Consider the following 18,556-nt stretch of genomic DNA (forward strand, 5'->3'; position numbering starts at 1 on the left):
TGTTTATCAATTTACCAGCGCAACCATTTGAGCTGTGTAAGATTTGTGACTATAAATAGCATTTTAATGCAATGATTTCACAAGACTGTTAACGTGCTACAATTGAATTTGATATATGTCAACGAAGCGTAGTTTTATGGGGTGTTCAGCCTCTCTTAGCCTGTTATATTGCTGTTAAAATGGTTAGGATGACAGCCGTTTTTGACACCGTCGGGTCCAGAGGGAAAGTACCCACGACCAAGCTAATGATGTTGTTGACGTTGATGGAAAGTGCATCAAGAACGCAATTACGTACTTTAGTCATGTTACGCCGGGCATGTTAATTTGCGACATGTACCAGGCAGGTCAGGGACTTTGGTACTTCCTGTTTCGATTTAGTTGGCAATTTAGGTAGCAAACATGCAGACCCCGCACATTCTTATCGTTGAAGACGAGTTGGTAACACGCAACACGTTAAAAAGTATTTTCGAAGCAGAAGGTTATGATGTGTTCGAAGCGACCGATGGCGCGGAAATGCATCAGATCCTGTCTGAAAATGATATCAACCTGGTGATCATGGATATCAACCTGCCAGGTAAAAATGGTCTCCTGTTAGCGCGTGAACTGCGTGAACAGGCTGACGTCGCGCTGATGTTCCTTACCGGCCGCGATAACGAAGTTGATAAGATTCTGGGCCTCGAAATCGGCGCTGATGACTATATCACTAAACCGTTCAACCCTCGTGAACTGACTATTCGCGCACGCAACCTCCTCTCCCGTACCATGAATCTGGGTACCGTGAGCGAAGAGCGTCGCAGCGTAGAAAGCTACAAGTTCAACGGCTGGGAACTGGATATCAATAGCCGTTCGCTGGTCAGCCCAAATGGTGAGCAGTACAAGCTGCCGCGCAGTGAATTCCGCGCGATGCTGCACTTCTGCGAGAACCCGGGCAAGATCCAGTCACGTGCTGAACTGCTGAAGAAAATGACCGGCCGTGAGCTTAAGCCGCACGACCGTACCGTTGACGTGACCATCCGTCGCATTCGTAAGCATTTCGAATCTACTCCGGATACGCCGGAAATCATCGCCACGATTCACGGCGAAGGTTATCGCTTCTGCGGTGACCTGCAGGAATAACATTCGTTTTCCTGCTCCCGCAACGTAAAAACGGCGCTTAATGCGCCGTTTTTTTATGTGCGAATCAGATGCCACGATGCGCCGCGTTATTTATTCCACGGCATGATAGGCACGGCGCTGAGCGCATTCTTCGGCGAACCGTCAACGACTTTATCCGAATAGCTGAGGTAGATCAGCGCATTACGTTTGCTATCGTAAAAACGGACCACCTGCAGCTTTTTAAACACCAGCGAAGTACGTTTCTGGAAAACCACGTCGCCCTGCGACTTACCGTTTTTGATTTTATCGTTCAGTTCGATCGGCCCTACCTGCTGGCAAGAAATTGCCGCATCTGACGTATCTTCCGCCAGACCCAGACCGCCCTTAATCCCGCCGGTTTTCGCCCGGCTGATATAGCACGTTACGTTCTGAACATCCGGATCGTCGAAAGCCTCAACGACGATTTTATGATCCGGACCAAAGAATTTGAATACGGTATCGACGGAGCCAATTTGTTCCGCCTGCGCAACCTGACATCCCGCCAGTAAAAGCAGCCCCGCAACTAACCTCTTGTATTTCATATTGTTACCATTTTCTTAAAATTTTGCTAAGTGATGATTATAGACTCAGCGGAAAAGGTTTATAGATCACAGCGTTACCAAAACAGCTAAAAAACTTGCTGACAAATCGCATTTATAAGCAAAAAAAACACTGAATGCTAAAACATCAAAAAATGCTATTATCCGCTACCTTAGTAGCAGGCACCTGAGTTTAAGGATGAGGACATTTTATGGATCAAGCAGGGATTATTCGCGATCTCCTTAGCTGGCTGGAAGGTCACCTGGATCAACCGCTCTCACTAGATAATGTGGCAGCCAAGGCGGGTTATTCCAAGTGGCATTTGCAAAGAATGTTTAAAGACGTGACCGGCCAAGCCATCGGTGCCTATATTCGCGCTCGCCGTTTATCCAAATCAGCGGTCGCCCTGCGCCTGACCGCCCGCCCGATTCTCGACATTGCGCTACAGTATCGTTTCGACTCGCAGCAGACCTTCACCCGCGCGTTTAAAAAGCAGTTTTCGTTAACGCCGGCGCTGTACCGCCGCTCTCCTGACTGGAGCTCTTACGGGATGCGTCCCCCGCTGCGCCTGGGTGAATTCACAATGCCGCAGCATGAGTTTGTCACCCTGAGCAATACCCAGCTGATTGGCATCACTCAGAGTTACACCTGCAAGCTGGAGGAGATCTCCGACTTCCGTAACCAGATGCGCGTTCAGTTCTGGCGTGATTTCCTCGGCAATTCACCGTCGATTCCGCCTACGCTGTACGGTCTGCATGAACCGCGTCCTAGTCTCGAGAAAGATGACGAGCAAGAGGTCTTCTACACCACTGCGCTGACGCCGGAGATGGCCAACGGCCACCTGCACAACTCCCATCCGATAATTCTGGAAGGCGGCGAGTATGTGATGTTCACTTATGAAGGGTTAGGAAGCGGACTGCAGGAGTTTATCCTGACGGTGTATGGCACCTGCATGCCAATGCTGAACCTTACCCGCCGCAAGGGTCTGGATATCGAACGCTTCTTCCCTGAGGATGAAAGCCGGGATCAAGAAACGCCGATTCAGCTGCGTTGCGAATACCTGATCCCGATTCGTCGTTAACGCTGCAGTTCATCCATCGCGGGGGCGTCAAGATGCGACACATCCCCCGCGGTTTCCACGACCCAGCCCGATGCCAGCCACAGACTCTGCTGATAATCAACGCGAGAAATTGAGCAGTTACGCAGACGCAGGCGGCGTTCCGCGTGTGCCGGCAGCCCCAGAATCGTACTGACCAGACAGCCCAGCGCAATACCGTGACTCACCAGCAGCGGCCGGCTTCCGGCAGGCAGTTCCAGGCAGGACGCCAGCGCCGCGTGCATACGCTCGCTCAGCTCCAGCATCGACTCCCCCTGCGGGATACGGCCGTCCGGGGTCCCATCAACCAACCGGCGACGCCACTCTTCTTCTTCCTCGCTTAACGAGTCGATATGACGTTTCTCAAGAACCCCCATATCCAGCTCACGCAGCCGTGAATCAAGGATGACATCGCAACCGCAGGCTTCCGCGATAATCTCTGCCGTCCGGCGCGTACGCCCCAAATCGCTGGCAATGATATGCGTAATGCCTAACGTTCTGGCGCGTTCGCCGACCTGCCAGGCCTGGCGCTCGCCGTGAGGGGTTAACGGGCTGTCTGACTGGCCCTGAATGCGCCGCTCGGCGTTCCACTGCGTTTCGCCATGGCGAACAAGGTGTACCTGTAACATGCTATTTTTCCGTTCTGTGCTCTTCACAATTTCGGTTGCCGGCGTCGCGCGCTGCAACGAAAACGATTTGGAGTATACTGCGATGACGTAAATTTATTCTGAGTTGTTTGATTATGCACCATGTTGTCTCAGCTACCACTAATCCCGCCAAAATTCAGGCAATTCTACAGGCTTTTAACGAGATCTTCGGCGAAGGATCCTGCCACATTGAGTCCATCTCCGTCGAGAGTGGTGTGCCGGAACAACCGTTTGGTAACGAGGAAACGCGTGCTGGCGCACGAAACAGGGTCGCCAATGCGCGCGCCGTGCAGCCAAATGCTGACTTCTGGGTGGCCATTGAAGCCGGGATCGATGAGGGCAGCACCTTTAGCTGGGTAGTGATCGAGGATCGTCATCAGCGCGGCGAAGCGCGCTCGGCGACGCTGCCGCTGCCGGCGGTGATTCTGGAAAAAGTGCGTGCCGGGGAAGCACTAGGGCCGGTGATGTCACAACATACCGGCATCGATGAAATTGGTCGTAAAGAAGGGGCTATCGGCGTCTTTACCGCCGGGAAGCTCACGCGCAGCAGCGTCTACCACCAGGCGGTAGTACTGGCATTAAGCCCGTTCCATAACCTTATTTACCGTTAAGCAGCGCCTGCTCCAGCCACTGTCGTAGCTCGGGTGGCGCTGATTTCAGACTGTTAGAGCCACGGGTAATGGTGGCAATTCCGGCGCCGAGCTCGCTTTTCAGCTCGCGCTGGCTCATCTCGCCACGCAGCAACTCTTCAATAATCCGTACGCGCGTGCCCAGCGCCTCGCGCTCGTCGGGCGTCAGCATTAATTGCAGCAATGGCAGATGCAGATCGTCGGCGTACGCCTGCTGGAGTAACGCCACAAAGCGAAGCCATTCCTGATGACGCTGTTCGGCTACAGCCGCTGAATAAGGGGATTGTTGGGTCATGTTACGCCGCCATGTTGAGACAGGCGACCAAGGCCGCCTGTCGGATGTACTCATTAACGAGTACAAAGCATAACATACTCCGGTCAATACTCTATGGCTTTCGCGTAACAGCGCGGCGTTCAGCCCGTTTTGTCACGCGTAATCTGCTGAGCATCAGTAACGCTGCTGCCACTCCGCATCGCTCAGCATCGACGCTTTCTGTCCCATAAAGTAACGGTAATAGGCATCGTAGGAGAGTACGTTCTTCACATAACCCCGCGTTTCCGAGAACGGAATACTCTCGATAAACGCCACCGCATCGATGCGCCCGGCGCTATTACCCTGCCAGGTTCGCACCCGCCCCGGACCGGCGTTGTAGGCCGCGGAAGCATAAATGCGGTTATTGCCAAACTGCTGGTATACATACTGCAGATAGCTAGTGCCAATATTGATATTGGTCTCGGGATCCAGCAGTTGCGACGGACTGCTGTAGCCTGGGATACTGAACATACTCACCGTATGGGTCGCCGTACCCGGCATGATTTGCATCAGGCCGCTGGCGCCAACCGGAGAACGGACTTTCGGGTTCCACGCGCTCTCCTGGCGAGCAATCGCCATCGCATAGCTCTGCGGAATGGCTTTGCCGCTGATATAACGCGCGAAGAGATCGTTGTAGGCCAGCGGGAAACGTTCCTCCAGCTGATCCCACAGCTTCCCGGCGATGGTTGCCTGTACGCTGAGATCCCACCAGTGCTGGTTGAAGGCATAGCGCGCCAGCTGCGCCTGCTGCTCTTTCGTCCGGCTGGTCACCAGATTTGCCCATTCGCTGCGGGCGGTGTTGTCCATATTCCAGTACATCAGCTCGCGTACCCGAGCCATTTCCGGCCCGGAGGTCAGCGCAGGATCGAGATTCTCTGGCGCTTTATCGATCCGGAAGGTGAAATCCTCTCCCAGACGCTGGGCGGCAATCATCGGGTAGAAACCACGCTGCTGCATCAACGAACGGAGAATCGCTTTTGCTTCGTCATCGCGCCCGCGCTCCAGCAGCAGATCCGCCTGCCAATAGCGCCACTCATCTTTCTCTTTCGCCTCCATCGGCAGGCGGGCCAGCCAGGTATTCAACCCGTGGCGATCCCCGGCGCCCAGCGCCATTCGCACCCGGCGCTCTACTAGCGCGGTGGATTGCGAACGCATAATAGCGTCATCGCGCCAGACGGCCTGCTCTTCGGTCACATCGTTGCCCATCAGGCGCCAGGCAACGATATCCCGCAGCTCCTGGGTTTGATCTTCATTCAGCTTCTGTGCCTGCACCAATGACGGAATCATCAGCCGGGCGTTTTCGACGTCCTGGCGCGCCACGCTGGCGAAGGCCACCGCCGCCATCTGGCGGGTAAAGTCCGTCGCGCCAGTAGTACGGGCAAAGGTCATGACGGTATTCGGATCGTTTGCCAGCGCCACAACCGCTGACGAAATCGTCTGGTATTCAGGCGGCATCTGCTGGGCCAGCACGCTGACCAGACCGGTGTTACCCGCCTTCATTGCCAGGCGAATACGCTCAAGATATGCCAACGGATCCTGCTTGCCGGAAGAACGCCAGGCGCTAAACAGCGCGTCGCAGGCATTAGGCTGGCTTTTACCGGTCAGCCACAGCGCTTTCGCGCCGTCCCAGGCTTCCTGCGCCTGGCCCACGCTCAGCTTCGCGTAGTAGTAATTACATTGCGCTTCGGTGCTGGTGGGTTTTTCCGGGCTGAACGCCAGCAGTCCGCTCCAGTCGGTACGGCGCGCCAGCTCGTTAACAAAGCGCGATTTCAGGGTGCGCGCCGGCGGCAGCGTCGGGTTCGCTTCAATGAAGTTTTTCACCACCAGCGCCGGCTGGTTCATCAGATCGTCGGTGATCTGCCGGTACTGAAGGTAGGGGTACAGCGGATAGGTGGTCAGCGTTGGCATAAGCTGTTCGACAACGGACATCTGTCGGCTATCCCATGCCTGCTTAATTTGAGCGTAGCGGCTGCGCTGTTCATCCAGTGAATCCGCATGTGCCAACTGGCTGAGCGTCAGCAGACTCACGCTGGCCGCCAGAAGACGCCATGCCATCGTTTTGGCTTTTTCCACAAGCTCTTCCTCTGTTAAAAGTACATCTCACTACATCAGAGCAGCATCATGCCGCTTTTTAAATGTCCCGGTGTCGCTATAGATATGCTAACCAGACAACGCCAAACGTGCCACGTCCTGGACATTTTTTTACTCTTCTGTGAATCCCATCGCCTCTCTGGGCTTAACGCGTGAAAAAGGCTACACTTCGCCTTTGAAAACTATTCATCAAAATAAAAGAGGCGAAGTCCACCGTGGCTCAATTCGTTTATACCATGCATCGTGTCGGCAAAGTGGTTCCGCCGAAACGTCATATTTTGAAAAATATCTCCCTGAGCTTCTTCCCTGGCGCGAAGATCGGCGTTCTCGGTCTTAACGGTGCCGGTAAATCTACCCTGTTACGTATTATGGCCGGCATCGATACCGACATCGAAGGCGAAGCCCGTCCGCAGCCTGGCCTGAAAATTGGCTATCTGCCGCAGGAGCCGCAGCTCAACCCGGAGCAGACCGTACGTGAGTCGGTAGAAGAAGCGGTAGCCGAAGTGGTTAACGCGCTGAAAGGCCTGGATGAGGTGTATGCCAAATACGCTGAGCCAGATGCCGACTTCGATAAACTCGCGGCGCAGCAGGGCAAGTTTGAAGAGATCATTCAGGCTCACGACGGTCATAACCTGAACGTGCAGCTGGAACGTGCGGCCGATGCCCTGCGTCTGCCGGACTGGGAGGCGAAAATCGCGAACCTGTCCGGTGGCGAACGCCGCCGCGTGGCGCTGTGCCGCCTGCTGCTGGAAAAACCAGACATGCTGCTGCTCGACGAACCGACCAACCACCTGGATGCTGAATCCGTGGCCTGGCTGGAACGCTTCCTGCATGACTTCGAAGGGACCGTCGTGGCGATTACCCACGACCGTTACTTCCTCGATAACGTGGCTGGCTGGATCCTCGAACTGGACCGCGGCGAAGGGATTCCGTGGGAAGGGAACTACTCCTCCTGGCTGGAGCAGAAAGATCAGCGTCTGGCGCAGGAAGCCTCTCAGGAAGCGGCGCGCCGTAAATCCATCGAGAAAGAGCTGGAGTGGGTACGCCAGGGCGCGAAAGGCCGTCAGTCTAAGGGCAAGGCCCGTCTGGCGCGCTTTGAAGAGCTTAATAACGTCGAATATCAGAAGCGTAACGAAACCAACGAACTGTTTATTCCGCCTGGAGCCCGTCTGGGAGATAAAGTTGTTGAAGTCAGCAACCTGCGTAAGTCTTACGGCGACCGCGTGCTGATTGACGATCTGACCTTCTCGGTACCGAAAGGGGCAATCGTCGGGATTATCGGCCCTAACGGCGCCGGTAAATCGACCCTGTTCCGCATGATGTCCGGTCAGGAACAGCCTGATGCCGGTTCCATCACCCTGGGTGAAACCGTGAAGCTGGCTTCCGTCGATCAGTTCCGCGACGCGATGGATAACAGCAAAACCGTCTGGGAAGAAGTCTCCGGCGGGCTGGATATCATGAAGATCGGCAACACCGAAATGCCTAGCCGCGCCTACGTCGGTCGCTTTAACTTTAAAGGCGTCGACCAGGGTAAACGCGTGGGCGAACTCTCCGGCGGTGAGCGCGGTCGTCTGCACCTCGCGAAGCTGCTGCAGGTTGGCGGTAACGTGCTGCTGCTCGATGAACCGACCAACGACCTGGATATCGAAACCCTGCGCGCGTTAGAAAACGCCCTGCTGGAGTTCCCGGGCTGCGCGATGGTTATCTCGCACGACCGTTGGTTCCTCGACCGTATCGCGACCCACATTCTGGATTACCAGGATGAAGGTAAAGTCGAATTCTTCGAAGGTAACTTCACCGAGTACGAAGAGTATAAGAAACGCACCCTCGGCGCCGATGCGCTGGAGCCAAAGCGAATCAAGTACAAGCGTATTGCGAAGTAATAAAAACGGGTGGCCCAGGCCACCCGTTTTTTTATGCTCAGCGCGCGCCAGAACTCTCCAGGCAGTAGTTAGCCCGGTTCACCCATCAGCTGCTTGACCAGATCAACGCAGCGCAGAAAGCGCGTGTCGTAATCCGACTCTTTCACATGCACAAAGTCGATCTCATTCTCTTTGAGCAGCGACACCAGCAGCGTCTGGAACTCCTTGCGATCCACCGAGCTACCGAGGCTACGTAAGCCGTCGGCAACCCACGGCGTATTGTTCTCCAGCAGAATCACCAGGTCAAAACGGTACTCGTCGATCAGCGCCTGAACGAAGGGGTGCTCGCGCCCTTCATACTTCAGGCAAAATGCCTGGGTGCTGACGAAATCGGTGTCGATAAACGCCACCTTATTGGCATATTTAACCGCGAAATCAATATACTGCGCGTGGCCAAGCGCAATTTTGTCATAGTCGGAATACTGCAGCGCCATCTCATCGCCGCCGAGGTGCGAGAAGACGTAATCGCGACCATACTCCCAGGCGCTGGTGGTGTTAAAGATATTCGCGAGCTTATTGACCAGCGTCGATTTCCCGCTCGATTCGCCGCCCAGAATCGCCACCGTACGTACAAAGAACGGTTTCACTTCCGTCGGGATGTACTCCCAGTAGCGGAACGGGTTTTCACGGATCTGCCCGCCGCTGATGCTCATAAAGGTGCGTTTCGGATCGATCAGCACGGTTTCGATCGCCAGATGCTGCCGATATTGCTGCGCATCGGCCTCTTCCGAGGTGTAGATCCAGTTCGGCTGGATCCCTTTATCGCTCATAAATGCGCGGATCCCGCGGCTCCAGACGTCCCAGCCGTGGGGATAAGGTTCCATCCCCTCTTCATTAAACGCATGGATACGGATATTTTTCTGATATTTGAAGGTTTGCAGCAGCCAGCGCAGACGATCGGATACCGTCGGCTGTTGCGACATCGCGCTGTCTTCAAACAGCTGACGATCGCGCGTATCGTCGTAACCCATGATGATATGCAGCTCATCCACCTGGCTACAGGCGCGCTGAATCAGATAGATATGCCCGGTGTGCAGCGGATAGAACTTACCAAATACCACGCCGACGCTCTTTTGCCGACGCGGGAATTCCAGGCCAAGAAAACGGTGCAGGGCTTCCAGCTTCTGCGCGCTTGGGCTTTTGATTTTGGCATTCAGCAGCTGGCTCAAATAGCCTTTGGTCATTCCGCTGGCTTCCGCGACCTGTTGCAGCGTACAGCCCTTTTGCTTAATCGCGGTTTTGAGATAGTCGAAAGATGACACAAGAGCCTCCTGCTTTAGCAAAACTGAAGAAATACCCTGTTGCGGCCGGCAGACGGACGAAGCACGATGAACCGAGGCAACTCAGTCGTTCATACGGACCCACGCAGCCAGCCCCTCTGCCGCCGGACAGGCGGCGGGTATTTAATTATAAGTCGTCAAACACGCTTAGCGCGTCTGAAAGCTTTTTCACACCAAAGATTTGCATCCCTTCTGGTGCTTTTTTCGGCACGTTGGCCGCCGGGACGATGGCGCGACGAAAACCATGTTTCGCCGCCTCGGAGATGCGCTCCTGGCCGCTGGGCACCGGGCGGATTTCGCCGGACAGCCCCACTTCACCAAATACCACCAGATCGTGCGGCAGCGGACGATCGCGCAGGCTGGAAACCATGGCCAGCAGCAGCGCCAGGTCAGCGCTGGTTTCCGCCACCTTCACCCCGCCGACGACGTTAACAAAAACATCCTGATCGGCCATCTGCAGACCGCCGTGACGGTGCAGAACCGCCAGCAGAATCGCCAGACGGTTCTGCTCCAGCCCTACCGCAACGCGACGCGGGTTAGACATCATTGAATGGTCGACCAGCGCCTGAATCTCCACCAGCAGAGGACGAGTGCCCTCCCAGACCACCATCACCGAGCTGCCGGAAGTCACTTCATCGCCGCGGCTGAGAAAAATCGCCGAAGGGTTGCTGATTTCACGCAGCCCCTGCTCGGTCATCGCGAACACCCCCAGCTCATTCACCGCGCCAAAGCGGTTTTTATGGCTGCGCAGGGTACGAAAGCGAGAATCGGCATCGCCATCCAGCAGCACCGAGCAGTCAATACAGTGCTCCAGCACCTTCGGCCCGGCCAGCGAGCCATCTTTGGTCACATGACCTACCATGATGATCGCTACATCGCGCGTTTTCGCAAAACGCGTCAGATAGGCCGCCGTTTCGCGTACCTGGGCGACGCTGCCCGGCGACGACTGAACGTCAGCCATATGCATCACCTGGATCGAGTCGATAACCATCAGCTGCGGCTTTTCGTCATCGGCTATCTGGCAGATTTGTTCAATGCTGGTCTCGGAGAGCATATTGAGATTAGCGGTCGGCAACCCCAGGCGGTGAGCGCGCATCGCTACCTGCTGCAACGACTCTTCCCCGGTGACGTACAGCGTTTTCATGTTTTCCGACAGTCGGCACAGCGTCTGCAGCAGCAGCGTCGATTTACCCGCCCCCGGACTGCCGCCAATCAGAATTGCGCTGCCCGGCACCACGCCACCGCCGAGCACGCGGTCAAACTCTTTAAAACCGGTGGAGAAACGCGGTAGCGCCTCGAGGCTAATCTCCGACAGTTTTTGTACCTTCGACGCACCGGCATTCCCGGCATAGCCCGTCAGACGCTCGTTTCTCGCCACCTGCGGCGAAGCGGCAATACGCACCTCGGTGATGGTATTCCAGGCATGACAGGCGCTGCACTGCCCCTGCCAGCGCGGGTAATCCGCACCACATTCATTACAGACAAATGCGCGTTTTGGAGCTTTCGCCACGTGTTACCTCTTACTTTTGATTCATGCTGCCTGAGAGAATACAGAAGACGCCCATCAGATCAGCGTGACGGATTGTCACTTCCGCCTGTTCATTCACTTTTGGCTTAGCATGATACGCGATCCCCAGCCCCGCCGCTTTGATCATCGGTAGATCGTTGGCGCCATCGCCGATCGCCACGGTCTGCGCCGGCGGGATTGCATATTTTTCCGCCAGTTTTCTCAGCGTGGCGGCTTTATATTTGGCATCGACAATATCGCCGATGACGTTCCCGGTCAGCTTGCCGTCCATAATCTCCAGCTCATTAGCGACCACGGCGTCAAGATGCAGCTTGTCGCGCAGGTATTCGGCGAAGAAGGTGAATCCGCCGGAGGCAATCGCGACTTTCCAGCCCAGCGTCTCCAGCTTCAGCACCAGCTGCGCCAGCCCCGGCATCAGCGGGAGCGATTCGCGCACCTGCAGCAAAATATTGGCATCGGCATCTTTCAATGTCGCCACCCGCTGACGCAGGCTGGCGGTGAAATCCAGCTCGCCGCGCATCGCACGTTCGGTCACTTCCGACACCATTTCGCCGGTTCCGGCCAGTTTGGCGATTTCGTCAATGCACTCGATTTGAATCGCCGTGGAGTCCATATCCATCACCAGCAGCCCAGGCGTACGCAGATGCGGAATTTTCCCCAGCGGGGCGACATCCAGCCCCGCTTCGTGCGCCAGCCGGGTTGCCCGCAGCGTCAGAGAGCCCGCCAGACGAATAACCTGATAATCTTCGACAACCCAGGAGGCAACGATAACCAGCGCGGCACCCAGCTCACGCTGCCAGGCGGTCAGCCGGCGTTTATCAAGGCCGCGTCCGTAGAGCAGCCAGCCGCTGCGTCCGGCATGGTAATCCAGCGGCATGACCTCATCACCGCTCAGCGAAAGCGGTAATCCAGGCCACAGGGAAACATCTTCGGGCAGATCGCACCAGGTCAAACTGTTTGGCATTACGGCTCCACATTTCTTTATTCAGGCCAGGAAAATAACGCATGAGGCTACCTTGTAACCAGCGCTTCTGGCAACATTAAGCTGTAAATATTAAAGGTGGAATATGGTACGCGCAAAACTGAAATTCCGACTGCATCGCGCCGTCATTGTTCTTATCTGCCTCGCGCTTCTCGTTGCCCTGATGCAGGGAGCGTCGTGGTTCAGCCAGAACAGCCAAAAGCAACGTAATCCACAGTTAGAAGAACTGGCTCGCACCCTTGCGCAGCAGGTTACGCTGAATCTGGCGCCAATGATGCGCAGCGAGACCCCTGATGAAAAACGGATCGGTGAGCTGCTGGAGCTGCTCACCCGCCAGAGCCGGGTCCTTGATGCCGGAGTCTATGATGACCAGGGCGATCTGGTCGCCCGCTCGGGCGAAGGGGTCAACGTGCGCGACAGGCTGGCGCTGGACGGCAAAAAAGCGGGGGGTTACTTCAATCAGCAGATCGTGGAGCCGATTCAGGGTAAAAACGGGCCGCTGGGCTACCTGCGTCTGACGCTGGATACCCATACGTTAGCCACCGAGGCGAAACAGGTGGATAATACCACCAATATTTTACGTCTGATGCTACTGCTGTCGCTGGCCATCGGCGTGGTGCTGACCCGCACGCTGCTGCAGGGCAAGCGCACCCGCTGGCAGCAATCGCCCTTCCTGCTCACTGCCAATAAGCCGGTGCAGGACGAAGACAAAGATGAATAAGAATAAGGAAATCGCTGATGTCGACGCTACGCCTGCTGCTCTCAGACTCCACGGATCCCTGGTTCAACCTCGCGGTTGAAGAGTGTATTTTCCGCCAGATGCCCGCCACCCAGCGCGTGCTGTTTCTGTGGCGCAATGCCGACACGGTGGTCATTGGCCGGGCGCAAAACCCGTGGAAAGAGTGCAACACCCGCCGGATGGAGGAGGACAACGTGCGTCTGGCCCGCCGCAGCAGCGGCGGCGGCGCGGTATTCCACGATCTCGGCAATACCTGCTTTACTTTCATGGCGGGTAAACCCGAGTACGATAAAACCGTCTCCACCCGGATTGTGCTGGCTGCGCTGGCGGCGCTGGGCGTCGCGGCTGAAGCCTCCGGGCGCAATGACCTGGTCGTCAAAACAGCTGAAGGCGATCGTAAAATCTCCGGCTCAGCCTATCGCGAAACCCTTGATCGCGGTTTTCACCACGGCACGCTGCTGTTGAATGCCGATTTAAGTCGTCTGGCAAACTATCTCAACCCGGATAAAAAGAAGCTGCAGGCGAAAGGTATCACCTCGGTGCGCGGCCGGGTGGCCAATCTGGTTGAGCTGCTGCCGGGTATTACGCACCAGCAGGTCTGCTCGGCGATTGAAGAGGCCTTTTTCGCCTACTACGGCGAGCGCGTCGCCGCGGAAGTGATTTCGCCCGATAAGACGCCGGATCTGCCGAACTTTGCCGAGACCTTCGCCCGCCAGAGCAGCTGGGCATGGAATTTTGGTCAGGCGCCGGCCTTCTCCCACCTGCTGGATGAGCGCTTTGTCTGGGGTGGGGTTGAGCTGCACTTCGACGTTGAGAAAGGCCATATCACCCGTACGCAGGTCTTTACCGATAGTCTCAATCCGGCACCGCTGGAAGCGCTGGCTACGCGATTGCAGGGCTGCCCGTATCGGGCTGACGTGCTGCAGCAGGCGTGTGAAGCATTAATAGTGGATTTCCCGGAGCAGGAGAAAGAGCTGCGGGAGCTGTCGGGGTGGATTGCCGGCGCGGTGCGCTGATAAAAAAGCCGGATGGCGGCTACGCCTTATCCGGCCTACAGATTCGGCACCATTTTGTTGGCCCGGTAAGCACGAGAATAGCGGTTACGCCCTATCCGGCCTACAGATTCTACGCGGTTTGCCAGGCCCGGTAAGCGCAGCGCCACCGGGCAATAGCCATACAACTTTTACTCTTTATCGCCCAGCAGAACGGATTCCAGCGCGATTTTGATCATATCGTTGAACGTCGTCTGACGCTCAGCCGCAGTCGTCTGTTCATGCGTGCGAATATGATCGGAAACGGTGCAGATAGTCAGCGCTTTCGCCCCGAACTCCGCGGCTACGCCGTAGATACCGGCGGCTTCCATTTCCACGCCCAGGATGCCGTATTTTTCCATCACGTCGAACATGGACGGATCCGGGGTATAGAACAGGTCTGCGGAGAAGATGTTACCGACGCGGGCATCAACGCCCAGCGCTTTTGCAGCATCAACCGCGTTACGCACCATGCCGAAGTCAGCGATAGCGGCGAAATCATGATCTTTAAAGCGCAGACGGTTGACTTTGGAGTCGGTGCACGCGCCCATGCCAATCACCACATCACGCAGTTTCACATCAGCACGTACCGCACCGCAGGAGCCCACGCGAATAATCTTCTTCACGCCGAAATCGGTGATCAGCTCTTTGGTGTAGATGGAGCAGGACGGGATACCCATACCGTGGCCCATGACGGAGATCTTGCGGCCTTTATAGGTACCGGTAAAGCCCAGCATGCCGCGCACGTTGTTCACTTCACGCACGTCTTCAAGGAAAGTTTCCGCGATGTGCTTCGCGCGCAGCGGGTCGCCCGGCATCAACACGACGTCAGCGAAATCACCCATTTCTGCATTAATATGAGGAGTTGCCATCTTCAGTTCCTTTTATATTGTTGTTTTTGCCGGGCGGCGCCTGCGCCTTGCCCGGCCTACAAAACCGTAGGCCCGGTCAGCATAGCGCCACCGGGCAATGACCTTAGAACATGGCCTTGCCATATTCCATGTCGGACGTACCAAAGTATTTCGCCAGGGTCTGGCCGATATCGGCGAAGGTTTCACGGTGGCCCAGCGAGCCCGGTTTAACTTTCGGGCCGTAGACCAGTACCGGGATGTGCTCACGCGTATGGTCAGTACCCTGCCAGCTCGGGTCACAGCCGTGGTCAGCGGTCAGGATCAGAATGTCATCTTCACCCACCAGCTCCATCAGCTCCGGTAGACGACGGTCAAACAGTTCCAGACCCGCCGCATAACCGGCGATATCGCGACGGTGGCCCCAGGAAGAGTCGAAGTCCACGAAGTTAGTGAAGACGATGGTCTTATCACCCGCTTCTTTCATCTCTTTGATGGTCGCGTCAAACAGTGCATCGAGGCCGGTCGCTTTCACCTTTTTGGTGATCCCGCAGTTGGCATAGATGTCTGCGATTTTCCCAACGGAAACCACGTGGCCGCCTTTCTCGTCAACCAGCTTTTGCAACACGGTCGGCGCAGGCGGTTCAACGGCCAGATCGTGACGGTTGCCGGTACGCTGGAAGTGGCCCGGTTTATCACCCACGAACGGACGCGCGATAACGCGGCCAATGTTGTAGCCACCTTCAGTCAGTTCCTCACGGGCGATTTCGCACAGCTCGTAGAGTTTATCCAGACCAAAAGTCTCTTCGTGGCAGGCAATCTGGAACACGGAGTCAGCGGAGGTATAGAAAATCGGCTTGCCGGTTTTCATATGTTCTTCGCCAAGCTCATCCAGAATCACCGTCCCGGAGGAGTGACAGTTACCGAGATAGCCCGGCAGGTTTGCACGTTTAACCAGTTTATCCAGCAGCTCCTGCGGGAAGCTGTTCTGATGGTCACTGAAGTAGCCCCATTCGAACAGAACCGGTACACCGGCGATTTCCCAGTGGCCGGACGGCGTATCTTTACCGGAAGAGAGCTCATGCGCCCAGGCGTATGCGCCAATGACGTCCGCACTGGCGTCCATCCCGGCAGCGATTTTGCCGGTCGAGCCCTCGTGAGCTTTGACCAGCCCCAGACGGGTCAGATTAGGCAGATTCAGCGGGCCTTTGCGACCATGGTCAGCCTCGCCCTTAGCGCAGGCTTCAGCAATGTGGCCCATAGTGTCTGAGCCGACGTCGCCAAAGCGAGCGGCATCTTCAGTCGCACCGATGCCGAAAGAGTCCAGCACCATAATAAATGCACGTTTCATATTATTCTCCGTACCTTTTGCGCTGCAAAAAAGCGATCAGATCAGTATACCGTTATTCGGTGATTCGGCGATAGACCGTCGGGGTTTCTTTCGGCGCCTTATCGTCCAGTTTAATTGCCGCTTTGACGGCTTTCGCCGCTTCCTGCCAGCTGGCTTCGTCTTTAGCATGGATAACCGCGAGCGGACGCTGTCCGTCAACGCTGTCACCCAGGCGCGCCATGTCGGTAAAGCCGACGCTATAGTCAATCGGATCGGACGCCTGGCGACGACCGCCGCCCATCGACACCACCGCCATACCCAGCGCCCGGGTGTCCATTTCAGCGACAAATCCTTCACCATCAGCGTAGACCGCTTTGCTCAGCATCGCGGTAGGCAGATAGTTATCGTAGTTCTCGACGAAATCGGTCGGCCCTTTTTGGGCGGCAACCATGCGGCCAAAGAGTTCCGCCGCTTTGCCGTTATCCAGCACCGCCTGCAGTTTCGCCCGTGCGTCGGCGTCATCCTGGGCCAGCTTGCCGGAAATCAGCATTTCCACGCACAGCGCCATGGTCACATCAAACAGACGCGGATTGCGGTATTCGCCGGTCAGGAAGCGAACCGCTTCACGGACTTCGACGGCGTTCCCGGCGCTGGATGCCAGCACCTGGTTCATATCGGTCAGCAGCGCGGTAGTCCGCACGCCGGCACCGTTGGAAACGCCAACGATCGCTTCGGCAAGCGCTGCGGAGAGTTCGTAGGTCGGCATAAAGGCGCCGCTGCCTACTTTAACGTCCATCACCAGCGCATCCAGGCCTTCCGCCAGTTTTTTCGCCAGAATCGAGGCGGTGATGAGCGGGATGGAATCCACCGTCGCGGTAATATCGCGGGTGGCATAGAAACGTTTGTCGGCAGGGGCCAGCGAACTGGTCTGCCCGATGATGGCGACGCCAACATCTTTAATAATGCCGCGGAAACGGGCGTCATCCGGGAAAATATCGAAACCCGGAATGGCTTCCAGTTTGTCGAGGGTGCCGCCGGTATGACCGAGGCCGCGCCCGGAGATCATCGGCACATAGCCGCCGCAGGCGGCAACCATCGGGCCAAGCATCAGCGAAGTCACATCGCCCACGCCGCCGGTAGAGTGTTTATCGACAATCGGGCCGTTCAGATTGAGGCTTTTCCAGTCCAGAACGGTTCCTGAATCCCGCATTGCCATGGTTAACGAGACGCGTTCTGGCATAGACATATCGTGGAAAAAGATGGTCATCGCCAGCGCCGCGATCTGCCCTTCAGAAACGGTGTTATCACGGATCCCGTTGATGAAAAAGCGAATTTCGTCATCGCTCAGCGCATGGCCGTCACGTTTTTTACGAATAATTTCTTGTGCGAGAAACAAGGTAACCCCCTGAGGAATAAGGTCAAATTCGGCGGGCGGCGTTATCTGCGCCCGCGCTAAGATCCTGTAGCCCGGCCGAGCGTCGCGACGCCGGGAATCTCCCGGCGTCGGCGCAGCTGCGCCTCATCCGGGCTACGGTTTTGTCACCGTGACGCCTTAGTAGCTGCTGGCGCTCTTACCGTCGCCGTGCCCCAGCGCTTTCAGCAGGCTTGCCAGCAGGCTGGATGCGCCGAAACGATAGTGGCGAGAATCCGCCCAGTCGGCACCGAACAGTTCATCGGCAATGGCCAGGAACTGCTGCGCATCTTCAGCGCTGCGGACGCCGCCCGCAGGCTTAAAGCCAACGGTTTTCTGTACGCCCATATCGCGGATCACTTCCAGCATGATACGTGCGCTTTCCGGCGTCGCGTTTACCGGGACTTTACCGGTCGAGGTTTTGATGAAATCCGCCCCGGCTTTAATAGAAATTTCAGAAGCTTTACGAATTAACGCTTCTTCTTTCAGCTCACCGGTTTCGATGATCACTTTCAACAGCACGTTGGCCGCCGCGCAAGCCTCTTTACAGGCCTTCACCAGATCGAATCCGACCTGCTCGTTACCCGCGATCAGCGCGCGGTACGGGAATACCACGTCAACTTCGTCCGCGCCATAAGCGATAGCCGCACGGGTTTCCGCCAGCGCGATATCGATATCATCGTTACCATGCGGGAAGTTGGTGACCGTGGCGATACGGATATCCGGGGTGCCTTGCGCGTTCAGCGTTTTACGCGCGATCGGGATAAAGCGCGGATAGATGCAGATAGCCGCTGTATTCCCTACCGGCGTTTTTGCCTGATGGCACAGAGCGATCACCTTTTCATTGGTGTCATCGTCATTCAGCGTGGTCAGGTCCATCAGTTTCAACGCGCGCAGGCTGCTTGCAGATAAATCAGTCATTTTACACTCCGACGGCTTATTGCCGGTTCAATAGTTTGTTCACCTTGCGAGTCTGTTACTATTGTAACATCACCTCGCCGTTACACTTCGACATTCATCACAGTTAATGAAAAC

The 18,556-nt window shown here is 56.3% G+C and carries 18 protein-coding genes; 6 read left to right on the forward strand and 12 right to left on the reverse strand.

What is annotated here, in order from left to right:
• Nucleotides 1–163: 163 nt before the first annotated feature.
• Nucleotides 164–304 (reverse strand): YjjY family protein, encoded by a 141-nt coding sequence (gene yjjY, locus AC236I_RS21370; RefSeq protein WP_049268126.1) that lies wholly within the window; start codon nucleotides 302–304, stop codon nucleotides 164–166.
• 95 nt (nucleotides 305–399) lie between these two features.
• On the opposite strand from yjjY, the gene arcA reads away from it, so the two are divergent.
• A complete protein-coding gene (gene arcA / locus AC236I_RS21375) occupies nucleotides 400–1,116 on the forward strand; it encodes a two-component system response regulator ArcA (protein ID WP_002887843.1) in 717 nt (238 codons plus the stop codon).
• Nucleotides 1,117–1,202: 86 nt separating this feature from the next.
• Here arcA and creA read toward each other — a convergent pair whose 3' ends face one another.
• A complete protein-coding gene (creA, locus tag AC236I_RS21380; protein ID WP_004857687.1) occupies nucleotides 1,203–1,676 on the reverse strand; it encodes a protein CreA in 474 nt (157 codons plus the stop codon).
• A gap of 209 nt (nucleotides 1,677–1,885) precedes the next feature.
• On the opposite strand from creA, the gene robA reads away from it, so the two are divergent.
• A complete protein-coding gene (gene robA, locus AC236I_RS21385) occupies nucleotides 1,886–2,755 on the forward strand; it encodes an MDR efflux pump AcrAB transcriptional activator RobA (protein ID WP_004857685.1) in 870 nt (289 codons plus the stop codon).
• On the opposite strand, the gene gpmB is transcribed toward robA, so the two are convergent.
• Nucleotides 2,752–3,399 (reverse strand): 2,3-diphosphoglycerate-dependent phosphoglycerate mutase GpmB, encoded by a 648-nt coding sequence (gpmB, locus tag AC236I_RS21390; RefSeq protein WP_004857683.1) that lies wholly within the window; start codon nucleotides 3,397–3,399, stop codon nucleotides 2,752–2,754. The genes robA and gpmB overlap by 4 nt on opposite strands.
• A 113-nt stretch (nucleotides 3,400–3,512) precedes the next feature.
• Between gpmB and yjjX the strand changes: the two genes are divergently transcribed.
• Entirely contained in the window at nucleotides 3,513–4,028 is a 516-nt protein-coding gene (gene yjjX, locus AC236I_RS21395; protein ID WP_004857681.1) for an inosine/xanthosine triphosphatase, read from the forward strand.
• On the opposite strand, the gene trpR is transcribed toward yjjX, so the two are convergent.
• Together trpR and sltY are read right to left on the reverse strand one after the other, a co-directional pair.
• Complete coding sequence (gene trpR, locus AC236I_RS21400; RefSeq protein WP_015585187.1) at nucleotides 4,015–4,341, reverse strand: trp operon repressor; 327 nt, start codon at nucleotides 4,339–4,341, stop codon at nucleotides 4,015–4,017. The two genes, yjjX and trpR, sit on opposite strands and share 14 nt — an antisense overlap.
• Before the next feature lie 153 nt (nucleotides 4,342–4,494).
• The gene (gene sltY, locus AC236I_RS21405) at nucleotides 4,495–6,432 is read right to left on the reverse strand and encodes a murein transglycosylase (RefSeq protein WP_004857677.1); all 1,938 of its coding nucleotides are present in this window, start codon (nucleotides 6,430–6,432) and stop codon (nucleotides 4,495–4,497) included.
• Between the two features lie 233 nt (nucleotides 6,433–6,665).
• Between sltY and ettA the strand changes: the two genes are divergently transcribed.
• The gene (gene ettA / locus AC236I_RS21410) at nucleotides 6,666–8,333 is read left to right on the forward strand and encodes an energy-dependent translational throttle protein EttA (RefSeq protein WP_004857675.1); all 1,668 of its coding nucleotides are present in this window, start codon (nucleotides 6,666–6,668) and stop codon (nucleotides 8,331–8,333) included.
• 68 nt (nucleotides 8,334–8,401) lie between these two features.
• Here the strand turns inward: ettA and nadR are convergent, their stop codons facing one another.
• The 3 genes from nadR to serB all read right to left on the reverse strand — a co-directional run bounded on the left by nadR (nucleotide 8,402) and on the right by serB (nucleotide 12,144).
• The gene (nadR, locus tag AC236I_RS21415; RefSeq protein ID WP_004857673.1) at nucleotides 8,402–9,634 is read right to left on the reverse strand and encodes a multifunctional transcriptional regulator/nicotinamide-nucleotide adenylyltransferase/ribosylnicotinamide kinase NadR; all 1,233 of its coding nucleotides are present in this window, start codon (nucleotides 9,632–9,634) and stop codon (nucleotides 8,402–8,404) included.
• A gap of 145 nt (nucleotides 9,635–9,779) precedes the next feature.
• On the reverse strand, nucleotides 9,780–11,162 hold the full coding sequence (gene radA / locus AC236I_RS21420; protein ID WP_004857671.1) for a DNA repair protein RadA: 1,383 nt from the start codon (nucleotides 11,160–11,162) through the stop codon (nucleotides 9,780–9,782).
• Nucleotides 11,163–11,172: 10 nt separating this feature from the next.
• Nucleotides 11,173–12,144: a phosphoserine phosphatase gene (gene serB / locus AC236I_RS21425; protein WP_004857669.1), complete on the reverse strand. Its 972-nt coding sequence runs from the start codon at nucleotides 12,142–12,144 to the stop codon at nucleotides 11,173–11,175.
• A gap of 103 nt (nucleotides 12,145–12,247) precedes the next feature.
• On the opposite strand from serB, the gene AC236I_RS21430 reads away from it, so the two are divergent.
• On the forward strand, nucleotides 12,248–12,883 hold the full coding sequence (locus AC236I_RS21430; protein WP_004857667.1) for a YtjB family periplasmic protein: 636 nt from the start codon (nucleotides 12,248–12,250) through the stop codon (nucleotides 12,881–12,883).
• A 17-nt stretch (nucleotides 12,884–12,900) separates the two neighbouring features.
• Nucleotides 12,901–13,917 (forward strand): lipoate--protein ligase, encoded by a 1,017-nt coding sequence (gene lplA / locus AC236I_RS21435; protein ID WP_004857664.1) that lies wholly within the window; start codon nucleotides 12,901–12,903, stop codon nucleotides 13,915–13,917.
• A gap of 167 nt (nucleotides 13,918–14,084) precedes the next feature.
• Here the strand turns inward: lplA and deoD are convergent, their stop codons facing one another.
• The 4 genes from deoD to deoC all read right to left on the reverse strand — a co-directional run bounded on the left by deoD (nucleotide 14,085) and on the right by deoC (nucleotide 18,442).
• Nucleotides 14,085–14,804 carry a purine-nucleoside phosphorylase gene (deoD, locus tag AC236I_RS21440; RefSeq protein ID WP_004857662.1) on the reverse strand — a complete coding sequence of 240 codons (720 nt, stop codon included), beginning with the start codon at nucleotides 14,802–14,804 and terminating at the stop codon, nucleotides 14,085–14,087.
• A 103-nt stretch (nucleotides 14,805–14,907) separates the two neighbouring features.
• Nucleotides 14,908–16,131 carry a phosphopentomutase gene (gene deoB / locus AC236I_RS21445; protein WP_004857660.1) on the reverse strand — a complete coding sequence of 408 codons (1,224 nt, stop codon included), beginning with the start codon at nucleotides 16,129–16,131 and terminating at the stop codon, nucleotides 14,908–14,910.
• 52 nt (nucleotides 16,132–16,183) lie between these two features.
• A complete protein-coding gene (deoA, locus tag AC236I_RS21450; RefSeq protein ID WP_004857659.1) occupies nucleotides 16,184–17,506 on the reverse strand; it encodes a thymidine phosphorylase in 1,323 nt (440 codons plus the stop codon).
• A gap of 156 nt (nucleotides 17,507–17,662) precedes the next feature.
• Nucleotides 17,663–18,442: a deoxyribose-phosphate aldolase gene (gene deoC, locus AC236I_RS21455; protein WP_004857657.1), complete on the reverse strand. Its 780-nt coding sequence runs from the start codon at nucleotides 18,440–18,442 to the stop codon at nucleotides 17,663–17,665.
• Nucleotides 18,443–18,556: the final 114 nt, after the last annotated feature.

It is taken from the genome of Klebsiella sp. Sb-30 (genome assembly GCF_057652795.1).

Excerpts from the sequence above, each read along its gene's own strand:
- yjjY (WP_049268126.1), bottom strand. The coding sequence starts at position 304 with ATGACTAAAGTACGTAATTGCGTTCTTGATGCACTTTCCATCAACGTC.
- arcA (WP_002887843.1), top strand. The coding sequence starts at position 400 with ATGCAGACCCCGCACATTCTTATCGTTGAAGACGAGTTGGTAACACGC.
- creA (WP_004857687.1), bottom strand. The coding sequence starts at position 1,676 with ATGAAATACAAGAGGTTAGTTGCGGGGCTGCTTTTACTGGCGGGATGT.
- robA (WP_004857685.1), top strand. The coding sequence starts at position 1,886 with ATGGATCAAGCAGGGATTATTCGCGATCTCCTTAGCTGGCTGGAAGGT.
- gpmB (WP_004857683.1), bottom strand. The coding sequence starts at position 3,399 with ATGTTACAGGTACACCTTGTTCGCCATGGCGAAACGCAGTGGAACGCC.
- yjjX (WP_004857681.1), top strand. The coding sequence starts at position 3,513 with ATGCACCATGTTGTCTCAGCTACCACTAATCCCGCCAAAATTCAGGCA.
- trpR (WP_015585187.1), bottom strand. The coding sequence starts at position 4,341 with ATGACCCAACAATCCCCTTATTCAGCGGCTGTAGCCGAACAGCGTCAT.
- serB (WP_004857669.1), bottom strand. The coding sequence starts at position 12,144 with ATGCCAAACAGTTTGACCTGGTGCGATCTGCCCGAAGATGTTTCCCTG.
- AC236I_RS21430 (WP_004857667.1), top strand. The coding sequence starts at position 12,248 with ATGGTACGCGCAAAACTGAAATTCCGACTGCATCGCGCCGTCATTGTT.
- lplA (WP_004857664.1), top strand. The coding sequence starts at position 12,901 with ATGTCGACGCTACGCCTGCTGCTCTCAGACTCCACGGATCCCTGGTTC.
- deoD (WP_004857662.1), bottom strand. The coding sequence starts at position 14,804 with ATGGCAACTCCTCATATTAATGCAGAAATGGGTGATTTCGCTGACGTC.
- deoB (WP_004857660.1), bottom strand. The coding sequence starts at position 16,131 with ATGAAACGTGCATTTATTATGGTGCTGGACTCTTTCGGCATCGGTGCG.
- deoC (WP_004857657.1), bottom strand. The coding sequence starts at position 18,442 with ATGACTGATTTATCTGCAAGCAGCCTGCGCGCGTTGAAACTGATGGAC.